The organism is Thiothrix nivea DSM 5205 (assembly GCF_000260135.1).
Taxonomy (GTDB): Bacteria; Pseudomonadota; Gammaproteobacteria; order Thiotrichales; family Thiotrichaceae; genus Thiothrix; species Thiothrix nivea.
This window is the reverse complement of the sequence record NZ_JH651384.1, coordinates 4,379,888-4,394,877: the sequence shown is the minus strand read 5'-3', so window position 1 is coordinate 4,394,877 and position 14,990 is coordinate 4,379,888. Positions and strand designations below refer to the sequence as shown.

Sequence of the window (14,990 nt, the reverse complement as noted above, 5' to 3'; positions counted from 1 at the left end):
AATCGCATAAAGAAAAGACGCTTGTATGCATATCACTGTTTCAGAGCTGTTCCTGATTGCTCTCGTCATTATTTTCTCGGTTCCGTATCTGATCTGGCGTGTGGGCAGGACGGAGTATTACGCCCCGCTCGTGGTGGTGCAGATCATTACGGGCATCCTGCTGGGGCCTGGCGTACTGGGTAGCATTTTTCCGGAGTACTACCATTTCATTTTTACCCAACCCGTCACCCAGGCATTGAATGGCATCGCCTGGTGGGCGGTGATACTGTTTGTCTGGATTGCAGGCATAGAGCTGGATCTGAAACATGCCTGGACACATCGTCGGGAAAGCGGCATCACCGCCGGTTTTGCCCTGGCCACACCCCTCCTGTTGTGCAGCCTGGTAGCCGTTGGCATGTTGAGGTACGACGGCTGGGTAGGCACCAACGGAACTGATTGGCAATTTGTTTTCGGGGTGGGCATGGCCTGCGCTGTTACCGCCCTGCCCATTCTGATCCTGTTCATGGAAAAACTGGACATTCTGCGGCGTCCTCTCGGGCAGCGCATCCTGCGCTATGGCAGCCTGGATGACATTGCCATTTGGGCAGTATTGGCGCTGATCCTGATGGATTGGGAACGGGTCGGCAAACAAGGCGCATTCCTGTTGGCCTTCGCGCTGTTCAGCTACGGGTTCCGCAAACTGATAATACGGCTGCCGGAGAGCGACCGCTGGTACGTGGGTCTAATTGCACTGGCCGCCTGTGCTTTCGGCGCAGACTGGGCCGGGCTGCATTTCATGGTGGGCGCGTTCCTCGCCGGTGTTATCGTGGATGGAGAATGGTTCAACCAGAAACAGATGGACTCGCTGCGTCAGCATGTGTTGCTGGTAATCATGCCGGTTTTCTTCCTCAGCACTGGCCTGAAAACCCAGTGGAGCGTCGGGGGGGAAGCCGTGTTCATGGCTGCGGCTGCCTTGCTCTGTGCAGCGGTGGCAGGCAAATTGCTGGGCGTTCACATCGCGGGGAAAATCCTGCAATGGAAGCCGGGGGAGGCATCCATTATCGGCTGGCTGTTGCAAACCAAGGCTCTGATCATGATCATTTTCGCCAATATCCTGCTGGACAAAGACATTATCACCACGGATACCTTCACAGCACTGTTGCTGATGGCGGTCGGCAGCACCATGCTAACAATACCAATGGTTGTCCCAAAACTGGCACACATGAGGGACGGATCATCTCATCACACACGCAACCGTCTGGCGGCAAAACCCGTGCCTGATTAACCCTGTTCTTTGGTGATTTTACGCAGTGGTGAAAGGGCTTTGCCCATTGCAGCCGCTACCCCGCCGCCATATAGCAACAAGGCGGCAGGCATACCGAAGTGCAGTAAAAATACCCCGCCAATCAACACAACGCCGGGAACATAGGCAATGCGCAGGCTCTGGTCAAGATTTTTGCTGAAGCTGTGGGCAATCCCGAACAGTTCGTCAAGCTGTTGCAGGGACTGGTTCATCAGCACGATCTGGGCGCTATCAGTGGCAACAGTAGTCGCGCCCCGGAGCGAAACTGATACATCCGCCTGCTGTAAGGCGATAGCATCATTGAGACCGTCACCAACGAAACAAACGGTGCGGCCCGCGTCCTGCAACTGACGGAGCTTATCCGCCTTGCCTTCCGGCAAGACTTCGGCAAAGAAATCGTCGATCCCCAAACGCAACGCCAGATGCCGGGTAGGTTGTACGTGATCGCCTGACAGGATGCACAGCTTCAGACCACGTTGGTGCAGCCTGTTGACTAACTCCACCGTTTCGGGGCGCAACTGCGCCTGCATTTCCAGCGCTCCCGCCAGTTCTCCATTCACAGCCACGAAAATCAGCGAGTTGCCACTCTCCCGGCAAAGCGCCTTGATTGCCTCCATACCTGAGGGAATGGCCACCCCGGACTGCTGCATGAAACGTTGGCTGCCAACCTGGATGGTGCTGCCCTGATGCTGCACCTGTACCCCGAAACCAAGGCTGTAGGCGGCTGAATCCGGTGTTGCGGCCTTGAGCCCGTGCTGTTCCGCCGCCACCAGGATGGCCTTGGCAAGTGGGTGGCTTTGACGGTGTTCGGCAAGCGCGGCGAAAGCCAGCACGCTGCTTTCATCCCAACCGTCACAACAATGAATCTGACCGACTTCGGGCTGTTCCAGCGTCAGGGTTCCGGTCTTGTCGAAGACCACGGTATCCACTTCGTGAAGTTTTTCTAGGGAACGCCCGTCCTTGACCAAAATGCCATGATGGGAAGCAAGGTTCAGGTGACTGAGCATACTCAGCGGCCCGGAAAAATACAGAGTAGAACCCACACCACTGTTCATGATGGCCACAGCTCCCGCCGGGCCAACCGTTACCAGCGCCAGGCTGCTGGCAGCCAATAGCGGCAGGGTCAACTTATCCGCCAGGCGTTCACTGCGGGCTTCATGTTCCAGCCGGTGGGAAGTCATATTGCCGAGGATATTGCCAATCTGTGCCGCTGCCGTGTCATTGCCGGCCTGCTCAACCCGGACGTAAACCTTGCCGCTCAGGATCAGCGTATTGGCGAACACCTGATCGCCCACTGCTTTTTCCACCGGCTGGGATTCCCCTGTCAGGATATGCTGGTCAATGCTGGCCATGCCTTCTGTGACATGGCCATCAACCGGGATGGTTTGCCCTGCAGACAACACGATAACATCCCCAACCTTCAATTCGGTAAAGGCTATCCGGATCTCAACACCCTCCTGTTGCACCCATACGTCAGCAGGCGGTTGCAAGGCGAAGGTGTGCCGGAGGTTGGCCTGGGAACTGGCTTCGGTACGCGCCGCCAACTTGAAGGCGGCAAAAAGTACCAGCGCCATCAGGTTACTGAGAACGTAATACCCGGCGGCTAGGCCGCTGTAAACCGACAAAATGCCAACCAATTGGTATTTGAGGCGCTTTTCTTTCCACATGATAATCAGGCTGCGCTTCATCATCGGCCACATGGTGACAACGAGTCCGGCAGCACTGATCCAAGACAGCGGCGTGTATGTAACTGCGCCCAGCAACGCCAGCTTGGAACTCACCAGCGCATAGCCCAGACTGCGGTTGATTTCGGCTTCTTTCTTGTCATACGCACCGGCAAACTCCTGCATCTGCTGATCGCGTTGCTTGCTGAAAAACAACGGGTCAACCTTCTCACGGAAAAATTGCTGGTAACGGTCGTCCAGCGAATGTATGTCAATGGCAAGTACGTTTTTGTGAGGCAACGAGTGTCTGGCCTTTGTCGTGTTCTTTTTGCGGGTAGCCAATCTACGGGACAGTTTGTTTCCCAGCAGAATACCGCCACCCGCCAGCACAATCGGCAACAACGGAATCATGAATCCGTCCCAACGAAACGCTGTTTCACCTTCCGGAAAAACTTTACGGTAAGCTCCGACGCCACTTCCCCCTCGTCAAATGCGCCCAGGATAATACCGCAGCGTTGTGATTTGCCGGGCATATCACGAATCTGTTGCTCGGATAGCGTTGACCGTTGACTTAAACGGCGGCTCCATTCCACCAAACGTTGCTCCATCAGAGCCATGGCCGCTACATGCTCCGGTTCGGCGCTTACCCCCAAATCCTGTAATTCATCCGGATCATTCTGTAGATCAAATAATAGGGGCCTGAAGCCTCCCAGAGCGGCATTGACATACTTCCAGCGTTTGTCCGCAACCATGAACAAACGGGCATCGCGTGGCGGCACTTTAAGTTTTGCATTGGCAAAACTGATTGAATAATCCAGTTCACTGATGGCATACCCGCGCCATTGCATCGGCTGACCATGCAGGTAAGGCAGCAATGAACGTCCCTCCAGCCTATGATCCAGATGATCCTTCACTACACCACCGGCAGCTTCTACAAAGGTCGCGGTAATATCAATGGTTTCCACCGGTTCATCACAGACCTGCCCACGAGTGGTGTCGGCAGCGGGGGATGGGTCATAGATAATCAGTGGTACTTTTACGGATGGCGCATGAAACAGGTCTTTCTCCCCCAGCCAGTGATCCCCCATGTAATCACCATGGTCGGCGGTAATGACGATCAGGGTGTCATCCATACGCCCGGTTTCCTCCAGGTGCCGGAACAAGCGTCCCAACTGGTCATCGCACTGCTTGATCAGCCCCATATAAGCGGGAACCACCTTTGCCAACACTTCATCGCGCCGGAAAGCCTTGCCAATCACGTTATCCATAAACAGTTGGTAAAGCGGGTGTGGGTTTTCACGTTCGCTTTCGGCACGGTTGACCGGCAGCCGGTGTTCCTGCCCATACATGGCGTGATACGGGGCGGGTACGATATAAGGCCAATGAGGCTTGATATAGGACAGGTGGCATAACCAGGGCTTGCTGCCCGACTGGTTCTGCCGGTCGATAAATTCCATACAGCGCGTGGTCAGAAACGCGGTTTCCGAATCTTCCTCGCGGATATTGGCTGGCTTGTCAGCGTGCTTCATAAACCAGCCGGAGGCCATTTCGCCATCCTCCTCCACGCCTGCATTGGCATGTTCCAGCCAGGGGTTATCGCTGTCATAGCCCTTGTTTTTAAGATAGTTGTTATAGGGTGAAACACGCTGGTCATAGCAGCCATCCGGCCCTTCCGGCCACAGACCGTCATCCCGTGCAATAACATCGAAACCACACTCTGCAACCCGTGCGCCGATAATACTGTCCGGGTTTATGCCCAGTCGCGCCATGCCTTCCAAATCAGGCGTCATATGGGTTTTACCCAACAGATAGGCATCCATCCCCAGCTTGCGCAGATGATCCCCCAGCGTGTATTCGCCTACCCGCAGCGGAAACCCGTTCGAGGAAGCGCCGTGGCTATCGACATAACGCCCGGTATAAAAACTCATGCGGGATGGGCCACAAGCGGGCGACTGGCAATACGCATGGGTAAAGCGCACACCCTGTTCCGCCAGCCTGTCTATATGCGGTGTATGCAGGTGTGGATGGCCGTAACAACTCAAATAATCAAACCGGAGTTGATCGAACATAATAAACAGGATGTTTTTGGTTTTGCGGGACATGCCAATATTCCGGGTAAATTTTTTCAGTTAACCGCATTCTCGCCCGGCTTCGATGCATTGACCGCCCCCCAGTCGAAGGTCGGCTTACGCCCGGGCTGCGGTGTAATACCCTCATGGCTGTCAAGGCTGCAATCGGGTAATGGTTGCAGGCCGGGGCAAAGCAACCACAGGCGCAGTAACAAGCGGCGGCGTTCGATTTCGTCGTGATCCTCGAAGGCAGTCCTGCCATGCAACACGGAATAGTTGCTCATGAACACCGCCTGACCGGCCTGAATGGTGAAACGCAACTGGAGATCATCACGTGATGCGACCCGGTCGAAAGTATCCAGTGCCGCCAGGGCGAAGGCATCCAAAGGCTCGCCCGCGGCAATTTGCCCATTGACCACATAGGGACGGGTATAATGACACCCGATCCGGCCATCCACAGACCACAAGACTGGCGTCTTCTGCTCGGTGTACTCCTTCTCGTCAGGCCCCTGTTCGCCGCGCCGATGGCGGTAGTAGCCGTGGTAAAGGCGCTCCAGCTGCTCTGGCGTCTCCTCCAGCATCACGTTATTAATACTGGCGGCACTTGTCAGCAAGGTCTCACCACCATCACGCCCGGGGCGAATACATAAAAGCCCGACGACCGATGCGAAATCGGTGTGCGGCACCAACGCCTGACGGTTACGATAAGCCCGTGCATGTGGGTCTTCGCGGGAATGATCCATAACCCGGCCGATCATGTCGCCCATCACGCTCTGGGAAACCGCCTTGCCCATGTGAGTCCCGATTCCCCAATAAATCATCTCGATCTCTTCGACGCTATAGCGCTCCACTGGCAAACGATCCAGGACAAAGAAACCGCGCCCCTGACCCAGCTCGTCGCACCACCGGCGGATACTTGCCGTCATACCCGGCAGAGGGAAATTATCACGGGTAATCTCCGTCAGCGACAGGCCGTGTGCTTTTACAGCACGCAAGGCGGAGTCAAGTTCATCGAGATTGCCTGCGGTGAGTTTCACACTGTAGTCCTCTGGCGATGCAAAATCAGCCGTCTCCCAAGCTGACGCGTCTGTTGCCGGATGGTTGGGCACTTGGGTTATGGCACTCATGTTTGATCCTCACTCTCTTCCAAAACTTGCCTAAAAGCACGCCAAGCCATTATGCCTACAAGGCCATGCCGTGCAAGCAAAAGCAACATTTCTTAACAAATATGACCTGAAGAAATTTAATGTTAAAAAATGTTGCATTCGCTTGCATGATACAGGCGTATCAGCATAGATTTGCTGCTGTACTTCTGGCCAAATTATTGGAAGAAAAAGAGCAGTTAATGAGCGAGTGTCTGAAGCCCCAGGGAGAGGAGCACCCAATGAACGATGTGAAGCGAAAGCCAAATTACACACTGTGTTGCGGCATACGCATCCCAAAGAGTTTCCCGTGTGACAGTTTTGAATCAGGTCTGGGATACGAAGCCCAGCCGGAAGACTGCTTTATTGTGACTTACCCGAAATGCGGTACTACTTGGGCACAGAACATCCTCTGGACGCTGCACCATCAGGGGCAGGCGATTCCAGCAGGCAAAAACATCAACAAGGATGTCCCGCATTTGGAAGAAGTGGGCGCTGAAGCCATTGCAGCTCTCCCCACTCCCCGTTTCATCAAGACCCACCTGCCCCTTTCGCTGACACCATACCATGCCGATGCCAAATACATCTACATTGCCCGCAACCCGTTCGATTGTGCGGTTTCCTTTTACTACCACACCCAGGGTTTTGCACAACACTACGATTTTGCCGACGGCAGCTTCGCGGATTACATCGACTGCTTTATCAACGGCGAAGTGGACTGGGGGAACTATTTCGACCACCTGCTTGACTGGCACTCACGCAGGACACAACCAAACCTGCTGTTCCTGACCTACGAAAACATGCTGGCTGATACGGAAGCTGCGGTTAAGTCGATTGCCAACTTCCTCGGCTTCCCCTACTCCGAATACGTTCAGGATACTGAGGTGCTGCAACGCATTCTGCACCACGTCAGCTTTGCTGAAATGAGTAAGGAGCAAAGCCGCTGGTCGAGCGCACGCCCAGACGCTACCCCTTTCATACGCAAGGGACAGGTTGGTGACTGGCAACACCACTTTTCCCCGAAACAAACAGCGCAATTGCTTGCCGTATTCGATAAACGCACACAGGAAGCCGGGCTTGAGCTGCTTTGGCCTGAGTTATATCCCAACTGGCAGGCGGCTGCGCGGCAAACGAATACGCCGGAAATTCTCGACCTGCTGCAATCCCAGCTAAGTAGCCAGTTCGCTGAAGACGTTAAACAAAGCTTGAGCGAAGCAATACCCCGAATATCACACAAATACGTCTATGACGCTGAAGGCTCACGCCTGTTTGAGGAGCTGACCCGCAGCGATACGTATTATCTGACACGCACCGAAGATGAAATCCTGCAACGCTATGCACCGGAGATTATCGACCAGCTTAATGAGAATACCGCATTGGTGGAGCTTGGCAGCGGCAGCTCAGCAAAGACCCGCTACCTGATCGACGCCCTGCTCGCCAGGCAAGGTGACGATACGCTCTATGTACCGATCGACATTTCCCGCAAGTTCCTCGGCGAGAGCGTGGAAGTGCTGGCGCATGATTACCCCAACCTGAAAATTCTGGGCGTCGCCGCAGACTACTATACCGGCCTGGGTGTTCTCTCCGAGCGTATCAAACAGCCAAAGCTGGTGATCTGGCTGGGTTCGGATATCGGGCACCTGAGCTATGCAGACGCCGGCTGGTTGTTACGAAACGAAATCCGGCGGCGACTCTCACCCGACGACTACCTCCTTATCGGCATCGACCTCAAGAAGTCTCCTGATGAGCTGCTTGTCGCCTACGGCTGCACCGGAGAGAAAACGGAACTCTACAACGCCTTTGCGCGCAATCTGCTGGTGCGCGTGAACCGCGAACTCGGCGGCAACTTCGACGTGGAAAGCTTCCAGCGCCGCTGCTTCCATGACGAGGAACGGGGCTGCATCGTCGCTTACCTGGAGTGTGGCCGCGCCCAGCGGGTACGCGTGGAAGCGATTGATGTTGAGCTGGATCTGGCTGCCGGTGGCCGCATCCATACCCACACCAGCTTCAAGTACGACCGCACGGATATCGAACACCTGGCCGAGACTGGCGGCTTTCGCCTTGCCCACCAATGGGTTGATGATGCATCAAACTTTAGCGTGAATCTGTTCTCACCCAGGGAGTCATGAACGATGAGTGACGATTTCGATGACTTCATCCAACGTAACAAGCACGGCCCCCGACTCACCGTCCTGTCAGGGTTCTTCCAGGGTGTGACGCGGGGAGAAAGCGGTATGCCGGATCGTGACGTGAAAGCCGACCGCAGCCTGTTTTTCGGCGACAAACTCACCGAACAATTCTGTGACGAATACGAACGGCGAATTTGTTCCTTCAGCCGCCACTTTCTTCCCAGCATCCCATTTATGCTGGAAAACGAATGTCGCCTGGGGGCTGCACTGATCGAGTTTGGCAAAGCCGTTGCCCAGCCGGGAGAACGGTTGAAGATGTACAACATCTCCAATGCCGAAGGCACCTTTGCGCGGACACTGGCCGACTTCCCCGGCAGCCGCTTCAGCACGCTGACAGGCGCTATAGAACCTTCCAACGAAAAAGCCTTCTACCACCTTGGCGCGCCTGCCCACGCACACTTTCTGCTCGGCTCGTTTCTGGACAACACGCCCGGGAAAATCCGCTCGGAAACCCGGCTCGCCGAGTATCATGATGGCTTCGATTTCATCTTTGAACATGAGTGTTTCCAGATGTTCAGCAATGAAAGGGCAAAACAATTTGCCTTTGTCCTCAGGATGCTGAAGGAAGATGGCATGATGATACTGTCAGAGAAACTCAATCAGGAAGACTTCGCAGAATTCCAGCGGCGCGAGGACAAAAAAGACTGGGATTTCAAGGCACGCTATTTTTCAAAGCAGGATATCGAAGAAAAACGCCGTGGTGTCGTTGACCACATGGTAGCAGGCCAACTCACGATGAAGGCGCTGCAACAGGCATTGGCGCAGTTCTTCGAACATGCCGTTGTCTTCGGCAACAGCACTAATTTCTATCATATCGTCGCCAGCAACAACGAATCGCGTATCCGGCTGCTGCTGGAAAACATGCTCCCACCCTGCATGGAACCGGAGTTCTGCTTTGAAACCTTGCCACTGGTACTCCTTGGCATGAATGCTGGGCCAACACCGGCATTCGGGCGGCTGCAAACCCAGAACGCCTGAGTGCTTACTTACCCGTGGACTGCAATGATTTCAGATAACATCACAACCGAGCTGGAACGGCTCCGGCACACGATCCTGGAACGGGCTGAGACCTCAATTGGCACCCCCGTCAATCTCGCGGCGGATCATAGCCAGATTATCAGCCTGCTGGGCAACGTTTTCCTTAACAACGTCGGCGACCCCTTTGTCGAGCGCGCAAACGGGCTGGTTTCACATGAATTTGAGCGGGAAGTCCTGCGGTTTTTCGGCAAGCATTACGCCCTAGATGAAGCGGACTTGTGGGGGTATTTCACCTCAGGCAGCACTGAAGGCAATCTCTACGGCTTGTGGCTCGCCCGCGAACGGTTTCCGGACGCCGTTTTGTACTACTCGGTTGATAGTCACTACTCGATACCGAAGAATGCACGTATCCTCGGTTTGGAAGCTGTTGAGATTCCCTCTTCCCCGCGAGGCGAGATCGATTACGAGGCGCTGGATCACGCTGTTCAGGCTCGAACCCGATACCCGGTGATCGTGAACCTAAACTGTGGCACAACCATGAAAGGAGCCATCGACGATCTGGCGCGAATCGAGTCGATTCTTGACAAACACCGGATTAACGACTTTCATATCCATGTCGATGCGGCTTTGTTTGGAGGCTACCTACCCTTCATCGACGACGCCCTAGAGATCAATTTCAACCGACCCATCGCGAGTCTGGCGATTTCGGGGTACAAATTCATCGGCAGCCCCGTGCCCTGCGGTTTTGTACTTGCGCGCAGAACCCTGAGCGCGCAACTGACACAAGAGGCCGAATACATCCAGAGTCCTGACACAACAGTATCGGGTTCACGAAGCGGCCACACTCCGCTGTTTTTGTGGCATCGAATCCGTTCACTAGGGGAGGAAGGTCTGGCACAAGAGGCGCGGGACTGCCTGTCGCTAGCAGAATGGTGTCAAGAGCAATTAGAGGCTCACGGATACCCATGCTTTCGCAACGGGCGTTCAAACATTGTTGTATTGCGCAAACCGAACCCAGAGCTGGTAAACCGCTGGCGATTGTTGTCACAAGGGGAGTGGTCGCATATCATTTGCATGCAGCATGTCACAAAAGAGAAGCTGAAGGAGTTTTTGCGGGAACTTTTCCAGGAAGAAACCGAAAAGGGTAGTTTTTTGCCAAGGGGGCAATGTCAAGAATTGTTAAGTTGACTTCTCGATGCCCCGGTTTCGGACTAAGCTCTGAATTTTGTTAAAATTCGCACAACTGACATGGACGACAAGACCCCCCCACAACAGAAAACAGGCTTTTTGCATATTGCGGGAGTGATTTTACTGGGCATCATCCTTTTGACCAGCCTCATCACTTGGGTGGCGCGATACATCGAAAACCCGGCTCAACCCACTTCTGTCATAAGTATTCAGAAATGGCTCAATATGCGTTTCAGGGTCTTGTTTTCCCCGGCATTGCAAACGTGATGGATAGCGGTAAAGTTAGTCATTTCCGATAGCCAAGGAGAGGCTTTATGACCTCGCTCATCAGTATTTCCAGCCTGACCAGTGATGCCGCCTGTTTCGAGCAAGTCCGTTCCGTGCGTTGGCCTAATGGGGTGATTTGTCCGCACTGCGGTTCACAGGACACTATCCGTCGAGGCAAGGATGACACCCAGCAGGAACGCCAGCGTTACCAGTGTAAGGATTGCCAAAAGCGTTTTGATGACCTGACGGGAACGGTGTTTGAAGGCCACCACCAGCCGCTGAAGGTGTGGGTGTTGTGCCTGTACCTGATGTCGTTGAACCTGTCCAACCAACAAATCGCCCGCGAATTGGGGTTGAACAAGGATGATGTTCAGGCGATGACGGAACAGTTACGGCGTGGTGTCGAGAAAAAAAACGCCAGTAAACCTGTTTGGGAATGTTGAATTTGATGAGGTTTATGTCAAGGCTGGACACAAGGGAAACCCCGAAGCCGTCGCGGATGCTGGGCGTGAAGGTCGCCGCCGCGCCCTGAAAGGTGCGCCGGGGCGTGGGACACTGGAAAAGGACAAACCACCCATTTTCGGCATGATCCAGCGTTCCGGGGAGGTCGTGATCCGTATGCTGGCGAATGTGAAACAGACGACGATCAAGCCGTTGATTGTGGAAACGGTGGCAGCAGGCACGCTGGTCTACACCGATGAGTACAACATTTACAGCCGATTGGAAGAATGGGGCTATGCCCACAAAACCGTCAACCATGGCGCAGGCGAATATGCCCGTGACGAAGATGGTGACGGTTTCCATGAAGTCCACGTCAATACGATGGAAGGTTTTTGGTCACTGTTACGCTCATGGTTACGACCTCATCGGGGGATCTCACAAGAAAAGCTACCGTGTTACCTTGCATTCTTCGAGTCTCTTCACAACATCAGGAAACGGGGGCAAGCTGCCTTACAGTCCTTGCTTTCGCTGCTGTTGGGATAAGACCCTGAAACGCATATTGAGCCTCAGAAATAATGCCATTTGAACCCACCCACCTCTACATTACCCGCCCTGAACAGGTAAAAACCCCGGGAACGGCAATACTGGATAACGCAGAACGCTCCCGCGCCGACGCTTTCAAGTTCCCTCAGGATCGGGAGTTGTATATTGCCGCACACCTGTTCATGCGCCGGACGCTCAGCAAACACGCCCCCATTGCCCCCGCCGACTGGCAGTTCAGAACCAATGCCTATGGCAAACCGTTTATTGCCACCCCCGGCTACGAACACCTGCAATTCAACCTTTCGCACACTCAAGGAATGATTGCCTGCGCGGTCAGTTATGCGGGTACTATCGGCGTGGATGTGGAAAAACACAAACCGTTAACCGGCCTGGATGCATTATGCCGTTACGCGCTTTCGCCGCTGGAAGCCCATGACGTGCTGTCAATCAGAGACCCCACCCGGAAAGAGCAACGTTTTTTCACCTACTGGACACTGAAAGAGGCTTATATCAAGGCCAGAGGCATGGGCTTGTCCATTCCCCTGCAAGAGTTCACTTTTACCCAGGATACAAAGCTGGAATGGCGGCTACATACCGAAACGCCAGAGTCAAACCCACAGGAGAAATGGCAATTCGATACTCATATCATTGGCCAACACCACCTATCTGTCGGGATAGAAAAAATAAATGCCCGTTTTATCAGCAGCTTAACATTTCTTTACAATTCAGGAAGTGACAATCCAATAAAGATTTATTAGATTTTATCTATATAAAAAATCCTGCTTTCATGGAACCGCTGGCAGTGCCCGCCGCTGTTTTTACCGCCCATGCGGCGACAGCCCCTTTGCCCGCCAACACCCCGTAAGCAGCCAAGCCGACAAAACCGGCAAGTGCGCCACTGGCTGCGCCGATAGCGACGATACCGGCCGTATTGTTCATGCCTGGGGATGGCAAGTTAATTGATTTCATTGTAGGTTCCTTTTCATTTTAAGGCAGTTGCAGGCTGTAGCCTTTTCCACGCACGGTACAGATGTAAACGGGCTTCGACGGATTTACCTCAATCTTCTTACGCAGCTTGTTGATATGGATATCAATACTGCGATCCATGGGATTAAACCGGATACCGTGTATTTGCGCCATGATTTCACTACGCGACAAGGGCTTGCCCACATTCAGATAAAGCAGCTTGATGATTTTGAGTTCCAGTTGTGTCAACGAAATTTTCCGCCCGCCACGCATGGCATAGTGTTTTTCCACATCCACACTCACGTCACCAATGCGAAGATGATGACTGCTATTCACATCATGTACCTGCTTGCCGAGAATATTCTCGATCCTGATAGACAACTCCCGTTCACGGAACGGTTTAAGCACGTAATCCCAGGCACCATGCTCCAAAGCTGACAAACGCTTTTTCTCACAAAAGCATTCTGAAGTGATAATTACCGGCAAATGAATGTGATATTGCCGAAGCCATTTGAGCCAGTAAAAGCCGTTTTCACCGGGTAACCCGGCGTCAAGCACGACCAGATCAAACCGGCTTTGCTGCCTCTCGAGCAAAGCCGGCAAAACCTCGCCTTGAACATAACTATCGACATGGAAGCCATTCTGCCCCAAGCACCTCTGCAAATCATTGAGCAAACCCTTATTACTCTCAATAACCAACAGTTTTTTTTGAATTACGCTACCCATTGCGTTTAATCTATACATCATTGATAGCTTCCTGCTTTTAGATGGCGAATAAAAATTCGCGGCAAACTCAACCAGACTTAGTATGATAGCTTGTAAGTTGTTCGGTTTTTATTAAAACTCTTGCACTATTCAACAAATACATTTTTTAGCCAACCTGAATACACAATAACCTCATGAATGACCCGGAAAAACGTTCACAGCAAGCTGACCGCCTGATCCGGGACTATGCGTTCGGTTCCAGTCTGACCGGATTCATTCCTGTTCCGCTGGTAGATACCCTTAGCCTCATCGGGGTACAACGCTATATGCTGTTTCGCCTTTCACGTCTTTATAAAGTGCCGTTCAAGAAAAACATAGCCAAAATCGCCCTGACAACCATGACCAGTGGCCTGACCGCCAGCGCGGCTCGCCCCATGGTCGGCAGCATGCTCAAACTGATTCCGGGTGTAGGCAGCGTATTGGGTGGGGCCAGTATGGCAGTGCTAGGCAGCGCCGCTACCTATGCGGTCGGCAAAGTTTTCCAACAGCATTTCGAAAACGGCGGCACGCTGGAAGACTTCGACCCGCAACAGGCACGGCAACAGTTTGAAACCGAACTGGAAAAAGGCAAGGAGATTGCCAAGAAAGAAAAAGCGCAGCGTAACTGATTCAGACCGGCCTGACGTGCAGGCTGCCCGACTCCAGTTGGGTAAACGGATATACCCGATCACCCTCCTGCTTGGGCACAACCTTCATTTGCTTGCGCAGACTGAACTGGCGCACGCTGCCGTTACCTGCCAGCACTTTGCCTTCCAACGCCACTGTATCGCCTGCATGCAACACCAGCACATCGCCTTCCTGCAAATCCGCCACCGAAGACTCGATTTCCGCCCCGTCACGCAGCACCCAGACCCGGGCATAACGCGGGTTGAAGGGCTTGGAAAAACCGATATTATTGGTGATATTGCCTGCATGTAACAACAGTTTGCGGGTGCCAAAGGAGAACACGAACAGCAGCGAAGCCGTCACCGTACTGCCGGTCAACAGGGAACCGGCCACGCCGATACCTTCGAACAGGGTAGTCGGCGACTTCTGATCCATTTTGTCGGAATTGCGCACGGTGCGGACAAAATGGTAGGTGTTATACCCCAGCAGTGGCAGGCTCAGTATTCTTGCAGGAGGGTAAAACCAGGAACCGGCGGCTGACAGCGCCAAGGCATACCAGGCAACTTTCTGGTAATGGCTCAGCTCACCTACGTCATCAAATACCTCGACGGTCTGCCTTGAAGGCAGACGGGAAGGTTTCTCCACCTCAGGTGCGGGCAAACCGGGCAGTGGCTCCATAACATGGTTCTTGTAATAGTGCCGCCAGAGCGCACCGACGGCTCCGCCAACCACCAGTATCACACCAATCTGAACCATACCGAATACCTCTTGCAATCCTGCAACTAAACAAATTAGCCAACCATTATTTCACCGCTGTGGCCACCAGGGAAGCTGTTGCAACATTTCTTAACATTTCCTGTGTACAGGAAGTGCTACATTACGGGGCAGCC

General features: G+C 53.6%; 13 protein-coding genes and 1 pseudogene. 8 read left to right on the top strand and 6 right to left on the bottom strand.

Annotated features, from left to right (window positions below):
• Positions 1-25 precede the first annotated feature (25 nt).
• Positions 26-1,264 carry a cation:proton antiporter gene (locus tag THINI_RS21860; protein WP_002710668.1) on the top strand — a complete coding sequence of 413 codons (1,239 nt, stop codon included), beginning with the start codon at positions 26-28 and terminating at the stop codon, positions 1,262-1,264.
• On the opposite strand, the gene THINI_RS21855 is transcribed toward THINI_RS21860, so the two are convergent.
• The 3 genes from THINI_RS21855 to THINI_RS21845 are packed head-to-tail and all read right to left on the bottom strand — an operon-like array spanning position 1,261 to position 6,142.
• A complete protein-coding gene (locus THINI_RS21855) occupies positions 1,261-3,357 on the bottom strand; it encodes a heavy metal translocating P-type ATPase (RefSeq protein WP_002710667.1) in 2,097 nt (698 codons plus the stop codon). The genes THINI_RS21860 and THINI_RS21855 overlap by 4 nt on opposite strands.
• A complete protein-coding gene (locus THINI_RS21850) occupies positions 3,354-5,048 on the bottom strand; it encodes a sulfatase-like hydrolase/transferase (protein WP_002710666.1) in 1,695 nt (564 codons plus the stop codon). Before THINI_RS21850 ends, THINI_RS21855 begins: the two co-directional genes overlap by 4 nt.
• A 23-nt stretch (positions 5,049-5,071) precedes the next feature.
• Entirely contained in the window at positions 5,072-6,142 is a 1,071-nt protein-coding gene (locus tag THINI_RS21845; RefSeq protein WP_002710665.1) for a TauD/TfdA family dioxygenase, read from the bottom strand.
• A 119-nt stretch (positions 6,143-6,261) separates the two neighbouring features.
• Here THINI_RS21845 and THINI_RS24630 point away from each other — a divergent pair, with 119 nt between their 5' ends.
• The 6 genes and pseudogenes from THINI_RS24630 (at position 6,262) to THINI_RS21805 (ending at position 12,521) form a co-directional block, all read left to right on the top strand.
• Complete coding sequence (locus THINI_RS24630) at positions 6,262-8,286, top strand: L-histidine N(alpha)-methyltransferase (RefSeq protein WP_342610118.1); 2,025 nt, start codon at positions 6,262-6,264, stop codon at positions 8,284-8,286.
• A 3-nt stretch (positions 8,287-8,289) separates the two neighbouring features.
• Positions 8,290-9,324, top strand: a complete 1,035-nt coding sequence (locus THINI_RS21830) for a hypothetical protein (protein ID WP_002710663.1) — start codon at positions 8,290-8,292, stop codon at positions 9,322-9,324.
• A gap of 24 nt (positions 9,325-9,348) precedes the next feature.
• Positions 9,349-10,512, top strand: a complete 1,164-nt coding sequence (locus THINI_RS21825) for a histidine decarboxylase (protein WP_002710662.1) — start codon at positions 9,349-9,351, stop codon at positions 10,510-10,512.
• Positions 10,513-10,572: 60 nt separating this feature from the next.
• Positions 10,573-10,779: a hypothetical protein gene (locus tag THINI_RS21820; RefSeq protein WP_002710661.1), complete on the top strand. Its 207-nt coding sequence runs from the start codon at positions 10,573-10,575 to the stop codon at positions 10,777-10,779.
• Between the two features lie 47 nt (positions 10,780-10,826).
• A pseudogene (locus THINI_RS27425) lies at positions 10,827-11,763 on the top strand (IS1595 family transposase).
• 32 nt (positions 11,764-11,795) lie between these two features.
• Positions 11,796-12,521, top strand: coding sequence for a 4'-phosphopantetheinyl transferase family protein (locus THINI_RS21805; RefSeq protein WP_002710660.1), 726 nt, complete (start codon positions 11,796-11,798; stop codon positions 12,519-12,521).
• A 7-nt stretch (positions 12,522-12,528) separates the two neighbouring features.
• Here the strand turns inward: THINI_RS21805 and THINI_RS21800 are convergent, their stop codons facing one another.
• Both THINI_RS21800 and THINI_RS21795 read right to left on the bottom strand, forming a co-directional pair.
• Positions 12,529-12,732 (bottom strand): hypothetical protein, encoded by a 204-nt coding sequence (locus tag THINI_RS21800; RefSeq protein WP_002710659.1) that lies wholly within the window; start codon positions 12,730-12,732, stop codon positions 12,529-12,531.
• Positions 12,733-12,750: 18 nt separating this feature from the next.
• The gene (locus tag THINI_RS21795) at positions 12,751-13,476 is read right to left on the bottom strand and encodes a response regulator transcription factor (RefSeq protein ID WP_002710658.1); all 726 of its coding nucleotides are present in this window, start codon (positions 13,474-13,476) and stop codon (positions 12,751-12,753) included.
• Positions 13,477-13,628: 152 nt separating this feature from the next.
• On the opposite strand from THINI_RS21795, the gene THINI_RS21790 reads away from it, so the two are divergent.
• Entirely contained in the window at positions 13,629-14,102 is a 474-nt protein-coding gene (locus THINI_RS21790) for a YcjF family protein (protein WP_002710657.1), read from the top strand.
• Position 14,103: 1 nt separating this feature from the next.
• On the opposite strand, the gene THINI_RS21785 is transcribed toward THINI_RS21790, so the two are convergent.
• Positions 14,104-14,856: a P-type ATPase actuator domain-containing protein gene (locus tag THINI_RS21785; RefSeq protein ID WP_002710656.1), complete on the bottom strand. Its 753-nt coding sequence runs from the start codon at positions 14,854-14,856 to the stop codon at positions 14,104-14,106.
• Positions 14,857-14,990: the final 134 nt, after the last annotated feature.

Excerpts from the sequence above, each read along its gene's own strand:
- THINI_RS21795 (WP_002710658.1), bottom strand. The coding sequence starts at position 13,476 with ATGATGTATAGATTAAACGCAATGGGTAGCGTAATTCAAAAAAAACTG.
- THINI_RS24630 (WP_342610118.1), top strand. The coding sequence starts at position 6,262 with ATGTTAAAAAATGTTGCATTCGCTTGCATGATACAGGCGTATCAGCAT.
- THINI_RS21850 (WP_002710666.1), bottom strand. The coding sequence starts at position 5,048 with ATGTCCCGCAAAACCAAAAACATCCTGTTTATTATGTTCGATCAACTC.
- THINI_RS21830 (WP_002710663.1), top strand. The coding sequence starts at position 8,290 with ATGAGTGACGATTTCGATGACTTCATCCAACGTAACAAGCACGGCCCC.
- THINI_RS21860 (WP_002710668.1), top strand. The coding sequence starts at position 26 with ATGCATATCACTGTTTCAGAGCTGTTCCTGATTGCTCTCGTCATTATT.
- THINI_RS21800 (WP_002710659.1), bottom strand. The coding sequence starts at position 12,732 with ATGAAATCAATTAACTTGCCATCCCCAGGCATGAACAATACGGCCGGT.
- THINI_RS21805 (WP_002710660.1), top strand. The coding sequence starts at position 11,796 with ATGCCATTTGAACCCACCCACCTCTACATTACCCGCCCTGAACAGGTA.
- THINI_RS21785 (WP_002710656.1), bottom strand. The coding sequence starts at position 14,856 with ATGGTTCAGATTGGTGTGATACTGGTGGTTGGCGGAGCCGTCGGTGCG.
- THINI_RS21790 (WP_002710657.1), top strand. The coding sequence starts at position 13,629 with ATGAATGACCCGGAAAAACGTTCACAGCAAGCTGACCGCCTGATCCGG.
- THINI_RS21820 (WP_002710661.1), top strand. The coding sequence starts at position 10,573 with ATGGACGACAAGACCCCCCCACAACAGAAAACAGGCTTTTTGCATATT.
- THINI_RS21845 (WP_002710665.1), bottom strand. The coding sequence starts at position 6,142 with ATGAGTGCCATAACCCAAGTGCCCAACCATCCGGCAACAGACGCGTCA.
- THINI_RS21825 (WP_002710662.1), top strand. The coding sequence starts at position 9,349 with ATGATTTCAGATAACATCACAACCGAGCTGGAACGGCTCCGGCACACG.
- THINI_RS21855 (WP_002710667.1), bottom strand. The coding sequence starts at position 3,357 with ATGATTCCGTTGTTGCCGATTGTGCTGGCGGGTGGCGGTATTCTGCTG.